Source organism: Nocardia xishanensis NBRC 101358, from assembly GCF_001613365.1.
Classification (GTDB): domain Bacteria; phylum Actinomycetota; class Actinomycetes; order Mycobacteriales; family Mycobacteriaceae; genus Nocardia; species Nocardia xishanensis.
On sequence record NZ_BDCF01000012.1, the window covers coordinates 177146 to 194872 of the forward strand.

The following is a 17727-nucleotide window of genomic DNA, read 5'->3' on the forward strand; positions in this document are numbered from 1 at the left end:
CACCCGCAACCGGCTCGTCTTGCGCCCCTGCTCGGTGAACTGCCGATCGATCTCGTCGACGGCGTCCTCGTCACCCGAGACCACCACGGCCGCGGGCGCGTTGACCGCCGCGATCGACACCCGGCCACCGAATCCGGCGATCACCGCGCCGACCGCGGCCTCGGACGCGGCGACCGCGAGCATCGCGCCGCCCTCCGGCAGCGCGTCCATCAGCCGCCCTCGTGCCGCGACCAGCGCGCAGGCGTCTTCCAGCGACCACACACCGGCGACATACGCCGCGGCCAGTTCACCGATCGAATGTCCGATCAACACATCCGGGACAACTCCGAACGACTCCAGCAGCCGATACAGCGCCACTTCGAACGCGAACAACGCGGGCTGGGTCAAGCGTGTCCGATCCAGAATCCCGGTCTCCTCGGCGACTCCCTGATCGTCGATCAGGTGTCCGGTGAACATCGCTTGCTTCAATGAAGATCCCAGCAAGGGATCGAACCGAGCGCACACGTCGTCCAGCGCCGCGGCGAATGCCGGGAAGGCATCGGAGAGACCCGCGCCCATACCGACCCGCTGCGCGCCCTGACCGGTGAACAGGAACGCGGTCTTCCCGGAGCCCACCGTGCCCGAAACCACTCCGGCCGACGGAGATCCGGCGGCGAGCGCCGCCAGCCGAGCCAGCAGCTCGTCGCGATCACCGCCCACGATCACCGCCCTGGACTCGTGCTGCGTACGTGTCGTCGCGAGCGAATACGCCACCCCCACCGGATCGGCGTCGGGGTGATCGGCCAGCCACTGTTGCAGTTTCGCGGCCTGTGCTCGGAGGGCGGTCTCGTTCTTGGCCGATATCAGCCATGGCACCACCGTCTGTGGATGGTGGGTGGCCGGTGGCGGTACGACCGACCGCGCGGCGGGCGCTTCCTCGAGGATGGCGTGCGCGTTGGTGCCGCTGACACCGAACGACGACACGCCCGCTCGACGGACCCGTCCACCGGCAGGCCAGGGCTGAGCCTCGGTCAACAGCTGGACATCGCCCGCGGACCAGTCCACATGTTGGCTCGGCTCGTCCGCGTGCAATGTCTTGGGCAGGGTTTCGTGTCGCAGCGCCTGCACCATCTTGATCACGCCGCCGACACCTGCCGCGGCCACGGTGTGACCGATATTCGATTTGATCGATCCGATGCGCAGCGGCTCCCGATTCCCACGCTCCTGCCCGTATGCGGCGATCAACGCGTTCGCCTCGATGGGATCCCCCAGCGGAGTGCCCGTCCCGTGCGCTTCCACCGCATCCACGTCGGCAGGTGTGAGCCCGGCATTCGCGAGGGCCTGCGCGATCACTCGCTCCTGCGACGGACCGTTCGGCGCCGTCAGGCCATTGCTCGCACCGTCCTGATTCACCGCGCTGCCCCGGACGACGGCCAGGATGTCGTGGCCGAGCCGCTGCGCGTCCGACAGCCGCTCCAAGACCAGTACGCCCACGCCTTCGGCGAAGGCCACACCGTCGGCCGCCGCGGAGAAGGCCTTGCAGCGACCATCCGGCGACAGGCCACGTTGCCGCGCGAAATCCACGGAAAGATAAGGGGTTGCGGCCACGGTGACGCCGCCCGCCAAGGCCAGCGATGTTTCGCCCTGACGCAATGCCTGGCACGCCAGGTGCAAGGCGACCAATGATGACGAGCATGCGGTATCGATCGTGACCGCTGGCCCCTCGAGGCCGAATACGTACGCGACGCGGCCGGAGACGACACTGTGGGTAGTGCCGGTCAGCCGGTAGCCCTCGAGGTCGCCGGTGACGCGGTCGACGTAGCCCGAGGCGCACGCGCCCGCGAACACGCCGGTATCGCTGCCGCGCAACGTGACCGGGTCGATTCCGGATCGCTCCAATGCCTCCCAGGAGGCTTCCAGCAGCAACCGCTGCTGCGGATCCATCGCCAAGGCCTCGCGCGGGCTGATTCCGAAGAATCCGGCGTCGAAATCAGCTGCGTCGTCGAGGAATCCGCCGCCACGGCTGTAGACCGTCCCCGGTTTGTCCGGATCCTGGTCGATCAACTGCTCGAGATTCCAGCCGCGATCGTTCGGGAATTCCGTGGTGGCATCGATACCCGACCGCACCAGATCCCACAACTGCTCCGGGGTTCGGACGCCGCCGGGGAACCGGCAGCTCATGCCGACGATCGCGATGGGCTCGTCCACGCGGACGCGACGCGACATCCGGGTCGTCTTGGCACCGGACTCCGTTCCGGCGATCTTGGAGTGCAAGAGGGTGGCGACCGCCGCGGCGGTGGGGTGGTCGAAGACCAGGGTGGACGGCAGCGGGACGCCGGTGGCCTTGGACAGCCGGTTGCGGAATTCGACCCCGCCGAGCGAGTCGAATCCCAAAGCGTCGAATCGCTGGTCGGGACTGATGTCTTCGGCGGAACCGTGGCCGAGCACGGCTGCCGCGTGCTCCCGGACCACGTCGAGCACCACCTCGGCGCGTTTGGCCTCCGGTACGCCGCTCAGCCGGGTGCCCAGCGAACTCGACGCGGCCGCGGGCCGGTCCGTGGTGCGGGGCAGGAAGCCGCGGAGCACCGCGGGCACCGCACCGTCGCGCGCTTCGCGTCGCAGCTCCGCCGGGTCGAACCCGATCGCTGCCACGTGTGCGGTGGCGCGGCCGGTCGCCGCATCGAACAGGCGAAGACCTTCGTCGTTGCCGAGGGGGTGGAGACCGAGCCTTTCCCAGCGGGCGAGGGCACTGCGGTCCAAGCCACCGGTCATACCGGCGACGGAATTCCACGGCCCCCAGGCCACCGAGGTCGCGGGCAGCCCTGCGGCTCGCTGACGGTGCGCCAGCGCGTCCAGGAATGCGTTGGCCGCCGCGTAGTTGCCCTGTCCCGCCGTACCGATCGTTGCCGCGACGGACGAGAACAGCACGAAGGCCGACAGGTCACGATCGCGCGTGAGATCGTCCAGATGCCATGCGGCCGTGGCCTTCGAGTCGAACACTCGCCGCAGCTGCCCGGCCGTCATACCTGCGAGGGTCCCGTCGTCGAGGACGCCCGCCGCATGTACGACGCCGGTCAGCGGATGATCGGCCTCGATCGAACCCAGGAGTGAACGGAGGGCTTCGCGATCGGCTACATCGCAGGCCGCCACCCGGACGACAGCGCCTGCTTCCGACAGCGCGGACGCCAGTTCCCTGGCGCCGTCGGCAGTTTCACCTCGCCTGGAGACCAGCAGCAGACGGCGAACCCCGTGTGCGGAGACCAGGTGACGAGCCACGAGTGCGCCGAGGCCGCCGGTACCGCCGGTGATCAGTACGGTGCCGTCACCGAACGGCGACGGGAGGGCATGTCCCGGCTCGGCATCGTGCTCGGGTCGCGCTCGCACCAGTCTGGGCACGAGCAGCGCTCCGTCGCGCAGCGCGGCCTGCTCTTCGCCCGCCGCGAGCACCGCACCGACCAGCGTCGGGTCAGCCAAGGGTGCGGCGGCCGACGGGTCGTCATCGAGGAGGATGAATCGGCCCGGATATTCGGATTGCGCGCTGCGCAACAGGCCCCGGACGGCCGCCGCGGCGAGATCGGGCGTCTCGCCGGGAAGCCCGGCACCGTTCGTGGTCAGCACAACCAGGCGAGTGTCGGCCAGACGATCTTCGGCCAGCCAGGCCTGCACCGTCGCCAACACCGTTTCCAGGTGACCGCGAACGGTCGCCGGATCGTCGGCCGCGGCGCTGACCTTCGTCTGCCAGAGCACGATGTCCGGAACGACCTGTGCCGCGACAATTTCCGAGATGCTCGGATAGCTGGTGCGGATTCCGGCGACCGGTGCCGAACCGAGTACGGCCATCCGATCCGCGGACACACTCGGTGTCGCCACCGTCGCGGGCGTCCACTGGATCTCGTAGAGGTCGGCGTCATCCCCGGCCAAAGTGCCACGCATCTGTTTCACGTCGTAAGGACGCATGACGACCGCATCGACGGAGACGACGGGCCGTCCCGAATCATCGACGGTCGCAACGGAGATCGTCTCCGGGCCGGTCGCCGTGGCGATGACTCGCAACGTCGTCGCCTTGACCAACGGCTGGTGCAGTCGCGCCCCGCCCCAGCGGAACAACAACCGGCCGGTGTTCGGATCGCTGTCCTGATCGCGCCAGACGAGCCCGGCCAGACCGGCGTGCATCACCAGATCGAGAAGAGCGGGATGCAGATCGAACCGCTCGGGTTCGGGCGCGGCCGCGGTATTCAAGGTGATCTCGGAGAAGACGGTCTCACCCCGCTGCCATGCGGCGTCGACACCGATGAACGCCGGACCGTATTCGAGTCCGGATCCCTTGGCGATCCGCTCGGGAATCCATGCGGTGTCGAGCGTTTCGGCGTCGACCGGCGGCCAGGCCTCGTCCCGCAGCCGGTTCAGCAGAGCGTCATCGCCGTCCCAGGACGGAGCCAGTACACCGCTGGCGTTGCGCACCCATTCGCCCGCTCGGCGACCCGACTTACGGAAATAGAAACCGAACTGCCGCCGACCGGTCCGGTCCGGCTCCTGCACCGACACCTGGAGTTCGACCTCGTCGTCCTCCGCTGGAAGGATCGGAGCCTCCAGGGTCAGCTCCTCGACGACGCCGCAACCGATTCTGCTGCCCGCTACGAGCAGGAACTCGACGAGGGTCGCGCTCGGCAGCACCACGGTGCCGTAGGTCATATGGTCGGCGACCCACGGGTCGGTCGGCAGCGAGAACCGGCCGGTGAAAACGAACTCGTCCTTACCGGCCACCGGCACAACACCGGTGAGCAGCGGGTGGCCAAGGGTGTCGCCGGTGGCCTGAGGGCGCGGCGGCAACCAGAATCTCTGGTGCTGGAAAGCGTACGTGGGCAGGGGGACTCGTCGCATCGCTCGGCGCGGAAGCAGTGGCGTCCAATCCACGCTCACACCGGATGTGTGCGCGTGCGCCAGCATCGTCGTGAACTGCTGGAGCTCGTCATGATCCCGCCGCGCGGCCGCGGTCACCACCGGCTCCGCGCCCTCAGGAAGGGTCTGCCGGGTCAGCGCCGCCAGCACCGCGTCGGGCCCCACTTCCAGGAATCGACGGATACCCGAGGCGAGCAACGTCTCGATACCCGGCGCGAATCGCACCGCGGCCCGCACTTGCCGAACCCAATAAGCAGGTTCGGCTATCTCGTCACCGGCCAGCTGACCGGACACATTCGATACCACCGGCAGGCGCAGCCGGTGGTACGTCAAGCCATTCGCGACAGTCTCGAATTCGGCAAGCATCGGCTCCATCCGATGCGAGTGGAAGGCGTGGCTGACACGCAGTCTCGACGTCTTCCGGCCGCGCTCGGCGAACAGGGGTTCGATCTCGGCGATCGCGTCCTCGTCGCCCGAAATCACCAGGGCCGCAGGCGCGTTCACTGCGGCAACCGACACGCGGCCGGGATACCTTGCGAGGACATCGTTCACTTCGGTTTCGGACGCCGCGATGGCCAGCATCGCGCCGCCCTCGGGCAACGCACCCATGAGACGGCCGCGCGCTGCCACCAACCGGCAGGCGTCCTCGAGCGACCACAGGCCCGCGAGGTACGCGGCCGCGACTTCTCCGATCGAATGGCCGATCAACACATCCGGGGTGACGCCGAACGACTCCAGCAGGCGATACAGCGCCACCTCGAAGGCGAACAGCGCGGGCTGGGTGAACTCCGTCCGATCCAGCACCGTGGCACCGGTACCATCGATGGCGCCACTGAACATCAGTTGCTTCAGCGAGCACCCCAGCACTGGATCGAACTGGGCGCACACGGAATCCAATGCGTCCGCGAACACCGGGAACGCCTCGTACAACCCGGCGCCCATACCGACCCGCTGTGCACCTTGACCGGTGCACAGGAATGCCGTCTGCCCCGAACCGACGCCGCCTGCGACGACACCGGTGCCGGTCCCCGATTCGGCGAGATTCGTCAACCGCTCGAGCAACTCGTCCCGATCGCGACCGAGGATCACACTCCGCGAATCCAGCCGCGCCCGTGACGTCGCCAGCGCGTAGGCCGCATCCGCGATGTCGATCTCCGGTCGCTCCGACAACCACGCACGCAACCGGGCGGCCTGTGCGCGCAGTCCTGCCTCGCCCTTGGCCGACACCAGCAATGGGATCAGCGGCACGGTGGTTTTCGACTGCCGCTCCGCGTCGTCTTCGATGTCGGCTCCGGCAGCCGCTACCGGGGCGGCAGGTGCTTCTTCGAGGATCACATGCGCGTTGGTGCCGCTGATTCCGAACGACGACACACCCGCCCGACGCACCCGCTCAGTGGTGGTCCACGGTTCGGCTTCGGTCAGCAGACGCACCGCACCCGAAGCCCAATCCACGTGCGGCGACGGCGAATCGACGTGCAGCGTCTGCGGCAACCGCTCGTGCCGCATCGCCTGCACCATCTTGATCACACCGGCCACACCGGCGGCGGCCACGGCATGGCCGATATTCGATTTCAGCGAACCGATCCGCAACGGCTCCCGATCGCCGCGATTCTGTCCGTAGGCAGCGATCAACGCCTGAGCTTCGATCGGATCGCCCAGTGCCGTGCCGGTCCCGTGCGCCTCGACAGCGTCCACATCGACCGCCGAGATCCCCGCATTGGCGAGGGCCTGCGCGATCACCCGCTCCTGCGATGGACCGTTCGGAGCGGTCAGACCGTTGCTCGCGCCGTCCTGATTCACCGCACTACCGCGAACGACGGCCAGAATGTTGTGACCGAGCCGTTGGGCGTCCGAAAGTCGTTCGAGCACAAGGACGCCCGAGCCCTCCGACCACGCAACACCGTCCGCGGCAGCCGAGAACGCCTTGCAACGACCGTCCGGTGACAGGCCGCGCTGCCGGGCGAAGTCCACGTATAGATACGGACTGGCGGCGACGGTCACGCCACCGGCGAGAACAAGCGAGCTGTCGCCTTGGCGCAGCGCCTGACACGCCAGGTGCAACGCCACCAGCGACGACGAGCACGCCGTATCCACCGTGACCGCCGGACCTTCCAGGCCGAACACGTACGCGACACGACCCGAGATGACGCTGTGCGATGTGCCCGTAAGCCGGAATCCCTCCAGGTCACCGGTCACCCGGCCGGAGTATCCCGATGAGCAGGCACCGGCGAAGACGCCGGTGTCACTGCCCCGCAACGAGGTCGGATCGATGCCCGCGTCCTCCAGGGCTTCCCATGCCGTTTCGAGCAACAGCCGCTGCTGCGGATCCATCGCCAGTGCTTCGCGAGGGCTGATCCCGAAGAAGCTCGGATCGAAATCGCCCGCACTATCGAGGAATCCGCCATGGCGCGAGTAGACCTTGCCCGGCTTGTCTGGATCCGGGTCGAACAGCCGGTCCAGGTCCCAGCCGCGGTCGGTCGGGAATTCGCCGATCGCGTCCCGGCCCGCGGCCACTAGGTTCCACAGATCCTCGGCCGACCGCACACCGCCGGGGAATCGGGCACTCATGCCGACGATGGCGATCGGCTCGTCAGACGTCCGGGATGGTCGGCCGGCGAGGCGGGTGAGCTCAGTGCGCCGCGACATCAGCCGCTGTCCACGGTCGGTCCCCGTGACCCGTGCCCGGAGCAGCGCGGCGACCGCGGTCGCGGTCGGATGGTCGAAGATGAGCGTCTTCGGCAGCGGCACACCGGTGGCCCGCATCAGCCGGTTCTGCAACTCCACCCCACTGACGGAGTCGAAGCCGAACTCGGTGAACGGCAGGTCGGGGTGGATTGATCGGGCCGACTCGTGGCCCAGTACGGCGGCGGCATGCTCGCGCACAATATCGAGAACTATTGTGTCGCGCTGATATTCGGGGGCCGCAAGTAGTTTTCGCGCCAGCGGTCCGTTGTCCCAGGCTCCGGTCCGCTCCTCGCCCTCGGAAACTGCGTCCTCGGAAATTTGCTCCTCGGCCGCCGCGACGACATCGCTGACACCGCCTCCGGTAGTGACCGGCCCACCGGCCCAGAAGTTACGGCGCTGAAACGCGTATGGCGGCAGCTCGACCCGCGTGCCACCGGAGACCAGCGCGCGCAAATCCACCTGGACACCGGCGCAATGGGCGTGTGCCAGCGACGCCATGAACCGTTCCTGGCCGCCCTCACCGCGTCGCAACGACCCGACAACGGATACGTCCTCAACCGCACCGACCGCGTCGGCGGTCAGGCCGATGCCCATCGTGAGTACCGGATGCGGACTTGCCTCGATGAATCCGGTGATGCCGTCCCCGATCAGCGCCGTGACAGCATCGGCGAATCGAACCGGTTCCCGCAACGACCGATACCAGTACTCGGCGTCCAGTGCCGCCGTATCCAACCGGTCGGCGAATACCGTGGAGAAGAACGGCACCGAACCGGATTGTGGGCGGATCGGCTCCAGTTCCTCGAGCAGCCGGTCACGGAGCCGCTCGACCGCCTTCGAATGCGACGCGTAATCCACCGGAATCCGGCGAGCCCACACACCGTCGTCGGCGCAGGCGGCGACAAACTCCTCCATCGCCGGAACATCACCGGCTATCACGCTCTGCGCCGGTCCATTCACCGCCGCCAACGAAAGCCGATCCCCGTACGCCGACAATCGTTCCCGGACCGCATCGGCGCCGAGTCCGATCGAAGCCATACCGCCCTGTCCGGCCAGCTCATCGGCGACCGCCCGCGACCGCAGAGCCACCACACGCGCCGCATCGGACAGCGAGAGTCCACCGGCAACATAGGCGGCGGCGATCTCGCCCTGGGAATGGCCGATCACCACGTCCGGCTCGACGCCGGCCGCCCGCCACATCCGAGCCAGTGAGACCATCACCGCGAAGAGCACCGGCTGCACGACATCCACGCGATCCAGCGGGGGCGCGTCGCCTTCGCGACGCAGTACCGCCGTCAGCGACCAGCCCACAAACGGCGCGAGCGCCGCTTCGCAGTCCGCAATCGACTCCGCGAACGCCCCACCGGAATCCAAGAGCCCCAGCGCCATACCTTCCCACTGGCTGCCCTGCCCCGGGAAGACGAACGCGATTCGTCGCCGCTCAGCCCGCGCGGTGGTCGGCTCGACGGCCACGGCGGGCGCGGTCGGATCGGCAAGGGCCGCCAAGCCGGCCAGCAACTCCTCGCGATCCCGCCCGACGACACTGCCGCGCCACTCCATGTGGGCTCTGGTGGTCAGCAGAGAATGCGCCACGTCGACCGCAGCCAGCTCCGGACGGCGGAGCAGCCACTCTCGTAGCCGCGCCGCTTGCGCACGCACGCCGTCCTCGCTGCGGGCCGAGACCACCCACGGCATCGCACCGGCCACGCCGTCCACCGCGGACGCGGTGGACGCGACGGCGGGCGCCTCCTCCAAGATCACGTGGGCATTCGATCCGCCCATGCCGAACGACGACACACCTGCCAGGCGTCCGTTGTCCGCAGGCCAGCTCTCGACACCCGTCACAACACGTAAACCCAGATCCTCGAGCGGAATTCGTGGATTCGGCGTCTCGAAGTTCAGGCTGGGCACCAGTTCTCGGTTGCTCAGACAGAGCGCGGTCTTGATGAGGCCCGCGATGCCGGAAGCGCCTTCCAGATGCCCGATATTCGTCTTCACCGATCCGACGGCCAGCGGCGCGTGCCGCGCCCGGCCCGCGCCGTAGGTCTCGCCGAGCGCGGCGGCCTCCACCGGATCGCCGGCGGGGGTTCCGGTTCCGTGCAATTCGACGTACTGCACCGACGGCGCCTCGACGCCTGCCGCGGTCAGAGCGGAGCGGATCGCCGCCGCCTGCGCGTCCCGGCTCGGGGCGCTCAGCACTCGGCGTTCGTTGCCGGTGTTGACCGCGCTGCCGCGGATCACGGCGTGAATCCGGTCGCCGTCGGCGACCGCCTGCGCCAGTGGTTTCAGCACCACCATGCCGCCGCCCTCGCCACGCACGAACCCGTCGGCCCGCGAGTCGAAGGTGAAGCAGGCGCCGAGCGTCGACTGCGCGCCGAACTGCTCGATACGATCACCGCTCGTCGGTGACAGAATCAGGTTCAGGCCGCCCGCAAGGGCGACGTCGCTCTCGCCGCTGCGCAGGCTCTCACAGGCCAGATGTACGGCGACCAGCGAAGATGCCTGGGCGCTGTCGATCACGATGCTGGGTCCGCTGAAACCGAAGTAGTTCGAGACGCGGTTGGCGATGATGCCGCGTCCGACACCCCAGAGCGAGTGGCGGCTGACGCCCGGGCCGCCCTGGGAGGCAACGATTTCGGCGAAATCGCTGCCGGTGCAACCGAGAAACACGCCACACCGCCGGGCATCGCGCGCCGTGGCGGCAAGGCCGGCGTCCTCCAGCGCCTCCCAGCTCAACTCCAGCGCCAGCAGCTGCTGCGGATCGACTGCCCGCGCCTCGTTGGGCGAGACCCCGAAGAAGTCCGCGTCGAAATGTCCTGCGGTGTCCACGAATCCGGCCCGCTCGGTGATGCCGCCCCGTCCGCGAGGAGCCGTGCCGATCGCGGCGCGCCCTTCACTGAGCAGATGCCAGAAACTCTCGAGATCTGCCGCGCCCGGCATTCTGCAGGACATACCAACGATAGCGACGGCAAAGGCCGATCCGGTCACCTTTGAACATCCTTCCTCAGTGCACGCTGTGACCCCCCGTCACCATCAATTCGCGGTCGAAACCAAAGATTGCGTTAAGATTTGATAAGATAGGTCCCGCTCAGACGGTTCATGCTTCGCCATAACGCATTTCGACATGGTCGAGGGTCGGCGAAGCACCCCGAATAATGCGGAGCGCCTTTCCGCAGGCAGGCCACGTCCCGAGGAAGGCGCAGGGCCGGGCCCGAAATGGACCTAGCTGCGCCGTCGGGCTCAGTAGAGCAATTGATCAGCGAGCGACGCTGAAGCACGAAGCGCTACGGGGCATGCCAGAGGTTGGAGGCGCGCATTAGAGGGGTAGTGCCCGAACAAGATGCGTACGTAGCGCCTACGCTACGGCGGTGTGGATTGGCACAACGATCCCTCTCGGAATTTCGTACGACAGCACAGGATTCATGGTTACTGAACAGTATTTGTACGATCTCGAGCTTGTCAACCATCCGGAACCATCCCGATCGTTCCGCTGACAGCAGACGAGCCGCAAGCTCGATCGAGCCGGTCCTCGCCTGTCAGCTCCGGCGCGCTACCAGTGAGGATGCACCGTTGCCGAGGCCGCTGCGCTCGACAGCGAGCGCATCGGGCAAATCGGACAACTGGCCTCCCGGCGACCAACACTGAGCGATGCTATCGCGATGCTGGTGATGGTGACCGACGCCGACGGCGCGGTCACGCTCGCGACGGAACCCGAGTACGGCCGCGTCCGCAACGAAGCGAATCCAGCTAGGCAACTGGACATCTCAGCGGCGGACAACCACGAGCTTCTTCCCCGGGGCGTCCTGTTCCGCGATTGCGAGTCACGCTCGCAGTGTTGCTAATTTGACCGATCGGTCGCGATAGTCCTAGGATCTCGAAACATGGTGCGTGCCAGCCTATTCGGCCCGATATGGTGTTGGACACACACAGGCCAACGACGCGGATGTCACCCGGCCGGCGGAATCCCGTTTTGCGCGTAGCAAATCCGGCTCCGACTGTCCCCGAACGCAATAGGGAACCGGCTCCCGAAGCCGACACGCGCCATCGTGATGCTCTCAGAGACGCGGATCTGTGTCGACGAAGGCCGCAGGCTGTTCAGGTGCGTATCCGGCGCGACGAAAGCGATCCAACCCGAGTTCGGTCCCGAGTTCCGATCGCAGCCCCGGATTGCGCACGTAGAACACGAATAGGTGGTAGACCCGGGTCGGATCGGTCTCGAGGTTCTTGTGGCTGATGTCGATGGTTCCGTAGCCGGTATCGGCATCACCGGTGACAAGGCTGATCAGGTTGGTTGCGCTGCCGAATCGGAACTCTTCTCGGCGGCTGCGGCCGCCGACCGCCGAGATGTCCTGCCAGGCAGCTGTGGTCGGGCCATCGCCGTAATCGATCGTGATGTGATGTGGCGTGAGCAGGATGCCGACGTTGTCGATGACCTTGCGAGGTTTGTACGTACCGAGGCCGAGGAGGATGGCGAACAAAGCGGGCAGGGAAATGAGGAAGAAGAACGCGGCTCCGCTCGACCAGTCGTCGTTCAACGATGCGATGAGTTGCCACAGTCCGGCCCCGAGCAGGGCAACTCCGAACGCTATAGCTACCAGACTTCTGATCGAGGAAGGGCGTGGCACCGGCAGCACGAGTGCGGGGCCGGCATCGGTGGCACGAATGTCAGCGGCCACCGGAGCGGTTCGGGGGAGTTCCGACCATCCCCAGCCGGTGAGAGTGGCGGCGAAGGGGCCCAGGAGCACGAGCCCGAGGAGTACGCCCCACACCGATTCGGAATCTCTTACAACTGCCCAGACCCCACCCAGAACCAACGGCCACACGACCAGTGCCATGGCGAACGGAAGCACCGTATAGCGATAGGCGCCGAATGCCTTTCGTTCCCAATCCGGCGGTAGCGGCAAGTCGGACGTACTACGGTATCTACCCACGACCCTCCTACTGCGATCTTGCACGGCTACGCGGTTGCGGACCTGATCCCCGCCTCGGTTGCGCCCTGCACGGCCTGAATGACTTTCGGAATCAGTCCGAGCATGTTCGACACTTCTTTCGCAAGCTCGAGCAGCATCTGCGACATCTTCGTGCCCGCTCCCGCAATGCTGGTGCTGGCACGGGCGACGGCCGCGAAAGACGCCGTTCCCCCGGTGCAGATGATGATCGCGGCAGCCTCGACCAGTACGCCGGCCAGCCAGTTCATGAGTTCGATCGCGAAACCGCGAACACCCTCGACCAGATCACTTAGCGCGGCATTCACCTTGCTCAACGAGGTGGCGAGGGAAGACTGGGCCTCGATGTCGGCCATGAAGGCGTCGGCTTTGGTCTTGTAGGCCGCGCCAGCGGCACCGGCCCAATCACTGACATCTTTTTGGAGCTCGGTGTTCCATGTCGCGGCGGCCTGGGTGAGCACACCGGCGATGTTTTCCCAGGACTTGGAATACGCCTTGACCATGTCCGGGTTGCCGGTGAGGCTGTCGAGCGCCTTGCGCAGGGGTTCGACATTCTCCAGCATCCAGCCCATCAGCAGGGCGCCCACGATATTGAACGGATCGAACTTCGCCAGGGGAACCCCTATGGCCATGCGCTTCCGATACTCGAGCACGTCCATCACGGCGACCGCTACCGAAGAAGCTTTGAGGGCCGCGCCGTACATGTTCTTAGCCGGGTCTTCCCCGTTCAACGCTTCCTTGACGAGTCCGCCGGCTTCCCAGGCATCGCCCAGCGGCGTCCCCTTGAACAGGCCTGATTCAGCACCGTCACTGTTGATCCTGGGGAGCAGAGCCTTCTGGTCGAAACCATAAGCCTCGTCGTCGTCGACCTTCCCGTCGATCAGTTGGTTGCCCTCGGGAGGCGCGGCATCGTTGAACGGCATCAGTCCCCTCCCTACTTGATCTGGTCTTGTTGACGCTCGATCTCGGCTTTACGGCCGGCGTCGAGATTTTCGAAGGTGTCCGCGCAGTACCGCAGCGTCTTCGGCAGCGTCTCGGTCGTTTCGACGATCTTCTGCAAGCTGTCGGTGATCCGATCGTGCAGCGAGCCCACCATCAGATCCGCATACCCCCCGACAAACCATCCATAGCCGTCGTCCAACTTGGCAAGATGGTCAGCAGCCTGCTTGGCCTTGCTGACGTTCTCGAGCGTCGATTCGACCGCGCCTGCATGCGCGCGTACCTTCTCCGGGTTGACGACGACGTCACCGCTGTTCCACATCTATGCCCCACCCTCTCCCCGGCGACTGTCCGATGAACTCTGTCAACGAAACACGCACCACGCAAATCGCAATGCGATCTTTCGGTTTCGTTCTCTGTGTTGGACGCGCCGTCGACCCGTTCGGTTCCATCGGACGCCGGTCGGACGCGGAGCTACGCGAGCGCCGGAAAAGACTGCGGCGCTCGGTGTTCGGCGCCCGGCTCGGGGACCTTCACCCTTCTGCGTACCGTGGCACAGAAACGACGCAATGGGAGAGAAGCCGATGGCACAGTCGACCTGGCTGCAATTGGTGAGCGAGAGACTCACCGCCTTCTACGCCAAGGCCCGTGACTCCCAGCTCGGCGTCGTCATGTACACCTCCTGACCGGCCGGCGACCACCGATGCGGTCAGATTCTGAAACGGCGAGAGACCGGCCGCCACACGGGCCACGCGGACATCCTTCGTGAATTGATCGACCGGCGCGACCGGCCGCTGACTTGCGTTTCCGCAACAGATGACCGCTGGTGCGCTTGGCGTTGAATCGGATCGAACTCGGTGATCGAGTTCGACTCCGCCGCAGCGGAAACCGTTGCCGGAGCCCGGTCTACTTGGCGACAGCAGTGTTCGGCCGACCTATGGCCGCCTCCGAACGCGATGAAACATCTTGTCCCCCGACGTATCTCGGTCTCACCGACAGATCGCGTCGACTGAAAACGCAGGAAGGATACGACGTGCCACCCCTGATCCCGGTTCCCCGGGGTCAGTCGCCGCTGAGGCCCCATGCGTTGAGTCCGCCATAGATGTGGGCCTGCTGGCAGCGGGGAGCGGTGTAGCCGACGGCTTCACCGCGGTAGATGGCGATGAGTGAGTCTTTGCCCCGCCACCAGGTGTCGGTGAGTCCCTGTACCTCGGGTACGGGCTCGAATCCGTCGAGATCCACCTCTTCGACGGCGTCGCCCTTGATTCTCGTGACGGTCTGGGCCCAGCGGCCGGCGTGGTGGGCCAGTGCCAGGGCTTCTACCCATCCCTGCGTGCTGGCGTGCAGAGGTGTCCAATGGTTGGCGTCGATTCCGAATTCGCCTCCGGGCCCGATCATGAATCCGTAGCCCATGGATACGCGGCAGTCGCCGGCCGGAAAGCACCACCCGTCCGTGCCCCGGTCCTCGGGGAAGTCGGCTTCGAGAACACGCGGGCCACCCTCATAAGCGGGCGCAGGGGGCAGGGCGATGCCGCCCCAGACTTCTTGGAAGGCCACGGCCCGGTCGATCTCCACAGCGGGTATCCCGTGCTCGAGCCATACGTCCCGATAGGGGCGGAGATCCTGGCATGGCAGACGCATCCCGTGGGTTTCAACGAAGCCCCGGGCCCGGCGGCTCAGGCCTTCCGGCGTTCGAGGGGGCAGCGGCACTCGTGCGGCACTCATGAGCAGATAGCGAAGGCCGAGCAGCGCGAACAGAGGAATCCGAGACCAGCGATCATGATACGAGCCTAGGTCGTGGCTCTCATCGATCTGCGGCAATCCGTAACTCAGCGCGCCTGTGAAGCCAATTTTCACCGTCACGACTCATCTCGCCGGGGGCCCGACGCGGTGTCGGAATTCGCCGACGAACGACGTCGGAATTCGCTGGCACGACCACCCGCGCGATTGGATGTCGATCCGGCTGAGGTTCACGCACGAGCGGCGTCCAAGAGCACTTCGCGTTCCTCGGTACTCAGCGTGTCGACGATGCGTATCTGCTGGCCAGGAGGTTCGGGACGTCCTAGAGTGCGCGGTCGAGAATCAAGCGGGCGAGGGCGTCGCGGTCCTCGAGCATCGCGATATGCCCGACTCCGCGAAGGTATTCCAGCTTGGCACCCGGCACCGCCTCATACTGATGCGCCGATGCCGGGTCCCAACGAGGGTCGGAATCCCCGAAGATCACGAGGAGGGGCTTTCCGGCGTCGATGAGGCGCTGGGGCACGCTCCGCGCGGCGATGTAGTCGCCGTTGGCGGCGAGAATCGCGCGGAAAGCTCGATAGGACGTCCTTCGCAAGTCGGCCACAGCCCGGTCGGGCACCGTGATCGGAGCCGCCGCTGTCGCTGCCAGTCCGCGGCGGATCATCGAGTCGGTACGGATCGCCCACACGAGCGGACCGAAGGGCGGCGAGGCGAGCACCCGGATGATCGCCGGCTCGGGGAGAAGCGCTGCGTGACTCGGCCCCGTGCTGACCAGGACCAGCTCGCCGACCAGGTCTGGACGACGCTCCACGAGGGCGGTAGCGACGTACCCTCCGCTGGAGTGGCCGACCACCTTCAGATTTCGGACGCCGAGCGCGTCCAACACCGTCGCAGTCCGATCCGCCTGCTGCGGAACGGCGTACGTTGACGCCGGCGTGGACTGGCCGCATCCCGGAAGGTCGATCGTGATCACCCGATACTTCGTGGCGAGCGACGGCACCACTGGCGCCCACATCGAACCGGTTGCGCCCGAGCCGTGGATGAGTAACAAGGGCGGTGCCGCCGGGTTCCCGTCGATGACGACGTGCAATCCGCGGACTGTCGTGTCATCGCGTGTCTGAGTGGGACTCGATTCGCTCATAGCGACAGCTTCGTCGCTGGCTCGTCACGCCGTATTGAACGAATGTCACGTTATCCCGCTCCGGCTAGCCTGGGATGCATGACCGCAACGGGAGGATTGGACTGGAGTCGGGTCGACGTCGCCGTCCCGGTCCGACTACCGACTCCGGGAGTCCGGATGGCGGGTTTCCGGTACCACGACGTTGGTCCCGTTGACATCACGATGATCCCGCATCCCTCGGTCACGCTCCTGCTCGATCTCAGCGAGCACGGAGTCGTCTACGACGTTCTCGGGCGCCGGGTCACGGGGAACGCGATCGTCGGCCTCCATGCCGGCGCCTTACGCATCACCAGCGCAGGGGCCGGCGACGTCCTGCAGATCCGCGTGTCTCCCGTCATCGCCGCAGCGATTCTCCGAGACACCGACATCATCGGCGGCGCCGTGACACCGCTGCCGGAACTGTGGGGCAGCTGCGCTGCCATCTTGACCGAGCGACTCCGTTCGACGCCGTCGTGGGACGACCGGTTCGCAATCGCAGCCGCGTTCCTCCGAAGCCGGGTACCTCGCGGATTCGGTGTAGCACCCGAGATCGCGTACGCCTGGGACCAGACCGTCCGCACCAGAGGCCTGCTCCGCATCGAGACCCTTGCCGCAGAGACCGGCTGGACCCGCCAGCGACTCTGGTCTCGCTTCCGGACCCATATCGGGGTCTCGCCCAAGCATGCCTCCGAACTCGTCCGCTTCGACCATGCCGCCCACCTCCTAGCGACAGGGCGCTCGCCTGCGGATGCCGCCGTCGAGGCCGGCTACGCCGACCAATCCCATCTTCACCGTCGAACCAAGGCGATTACCGATATGACCCCAACCGTCGTCGCGAGGGCACCGTGGCTCGCGATCGACGAAGTCGCCTGGCCGACAACCTGATCCCCGCAGCCGAACGAAAATCGACGGCCTATCCGACGGGCACATGAGGACCGGAGTGAGCACACTTGTCCCGCGAGGTCAGCATGCGGTCCCGCCAGATCCGGTGGGGTCGCGATCCCGTTGCGAGCTGGTCTGCTTCGTTCAGACTGCGCTTCGTGCTGACAACGCCCCAAGTGCACGTATGGCCTCCGCGGTCTCCCGCTGGGCTTCCGCCTGCGCGAGGGCAGCATGTGCCTGCGCCTGAGCGATCACGTTCCGCCGCTCCGCTCCGCTGACCGCCTCCCCGGCGGTGAGGCCACTAAGCAGTGCCTCGGCGCGCTGCTTGTGAGTGGTGTAGTCATCCATCGGGCGATTCTCGCACGGGGCGAGCGCACGGCCGGAGTGACCGACATCTGTGAGGTGGTGGCGGGGCCGCCGACAGAAATCCCGGCTGATGAAAGCGCGGTTGGGGCGCGGTTTCGGCCGTTTCGAGTCGAGTTCCCAGTTACGCTGACTTAA

General features: G+C 66.6%; 8 protein-coding genes (1 of these 8 running past the window's edge). 1 reads left to right on the forward strand and 7 read right to left on the reverse strand.

Annotated elements, in window-relative coordinates:
• From NX1_RS12255 to NX1_RS12285, 6 genes are all read right to left on the reverse strand, one after another.
• A protein-coding gene (locus tag NX1_RS12255) for a type I polyketide synthase (protein ID WP_068057758.1) crosses the window boundary here: on the reverse strand, positions 1-10548 show its 5' portion. Its footprint begins 3279 nt before the window's first position; 10548 of the gene's 13827 nt are visible here — the first part of the coding sequence; it begins with the start codon at positions 10546-10548; its stop codon lies beyond the left edge, outside the window.
• 1067 nt (positions 10549-11615) lie between these two features.
• A complete protein-coding gene (locus NX1_RS12265; RefSeq protein WP_218024107.1) occupies positions 11616-12464 on the reverse strand; it encodes a hypothetical protein in 849 nt (282 codons plus the stop codon).
• Positions 12465-12517: 53 nt separating this feature from the next.
• A complete protein-coding gene (locus NX1_RS12270; protein ID WP_068057764.1) occupies positions 12518-13429 on the reverse strand; it encodes a hypothetical protein in 912 nt (303 codons plus the stop codon).
• 11 nt (positions 13430-13440) lie between these two features.
• A complete protein-coding gene (locus NX1_RS12275; protein WP_068057766.1) occupies positions 13441-13767 on the reverse strand; it encodes a type VII secretion target in 327 nt (108 codons plus the stop codon).
• A 740-nt stretch (positions 13768-14507) separates the two neighbouring features.
• Entirely contained in the window at positions 14508-15308 is an 801-nt protein-coding gene (locus NX1_RS12280) for a hypothetical protein (RefSeq protein ID WP_218024108.1), read from the reverse strand.
• Positions 15309-15507: 199 nt separating this feature from the next.
• Positions 15508-16275 carry an alpha/beta fold hydrolase gene (locus NX1_RS12285; RefSeq protein ID WP_068057872.1) on the reverse strand — a complete coding sequence of 256 codons (768 nt, stop codon included), beginning with the start codon at positions 16273-16275 and terminating at the stop codon, positions 15508-15510.
• A 252-nt stretch (positions 16276-16527) separates the two neighbouring features.
• On the opposite strand from NX1_RS12285, the gene NX1_RS12290 reads away from it, so the two are divergent.
• Positions 16528-17229, forward strand: a complete 702-nt coding sequence (locus NX1_RS12290; RefSeq protein ID WP_245668453.1) for an AraC family transcriptional regulator — start codon at positions 16528-16530, stop codon at positions 17227-17229.
• A 141-nt stretch (positions 17230-17370) separates the two neighbouring features.
• Here the strand turns inward: NX1_RS12290 and NX1_RS12295 are convergent, their stop codons facing one another.
• Positions 17371-17574, reverse strand: a complete 204-nt coding sequence (locus NX1_RS12295) for a hypothetical protein (RefSeq protein ID WP_068057770.1) — start codon at positions 17572-17574, stop codon at positions 17371-17373.
• Positions 17575-17727 lie beyond the last annotated feature (153 nt).

Excerpts from the sequence above, each read along its gene's own strand:
- NX1_RS12290 (WP_245668453.1), top strand. The coding sequence starts at position 16,528 with ATGATCCCGCATCCCTCGGTCACGCTCCTGCTCGATCTCAGCGAGCAC.
- NX1_RS12295 (WP_068057770.1), bottom strand. The coding sequence starts at position 17,574 with ATGGATGACTACACCACTCACAAGCAGCGCGCCGAGGCACTGCTTAGT.
- NX1_RS12270 (WP_068057764.1), bottom strand. The coding sequence starts at position 13,429 with ATGCCGTTCAACGATGCCGCGCCTCCCGAGGGCAACCAACTGATCGAC.
- NX1_RS12275 (WP_068057766.1), bottom strand. The coding sequence starts at position 13,767 with ATGTGGAACAGCGGTGACGTCGTCGTCAACCCGGAGAAGGTACGCGCG.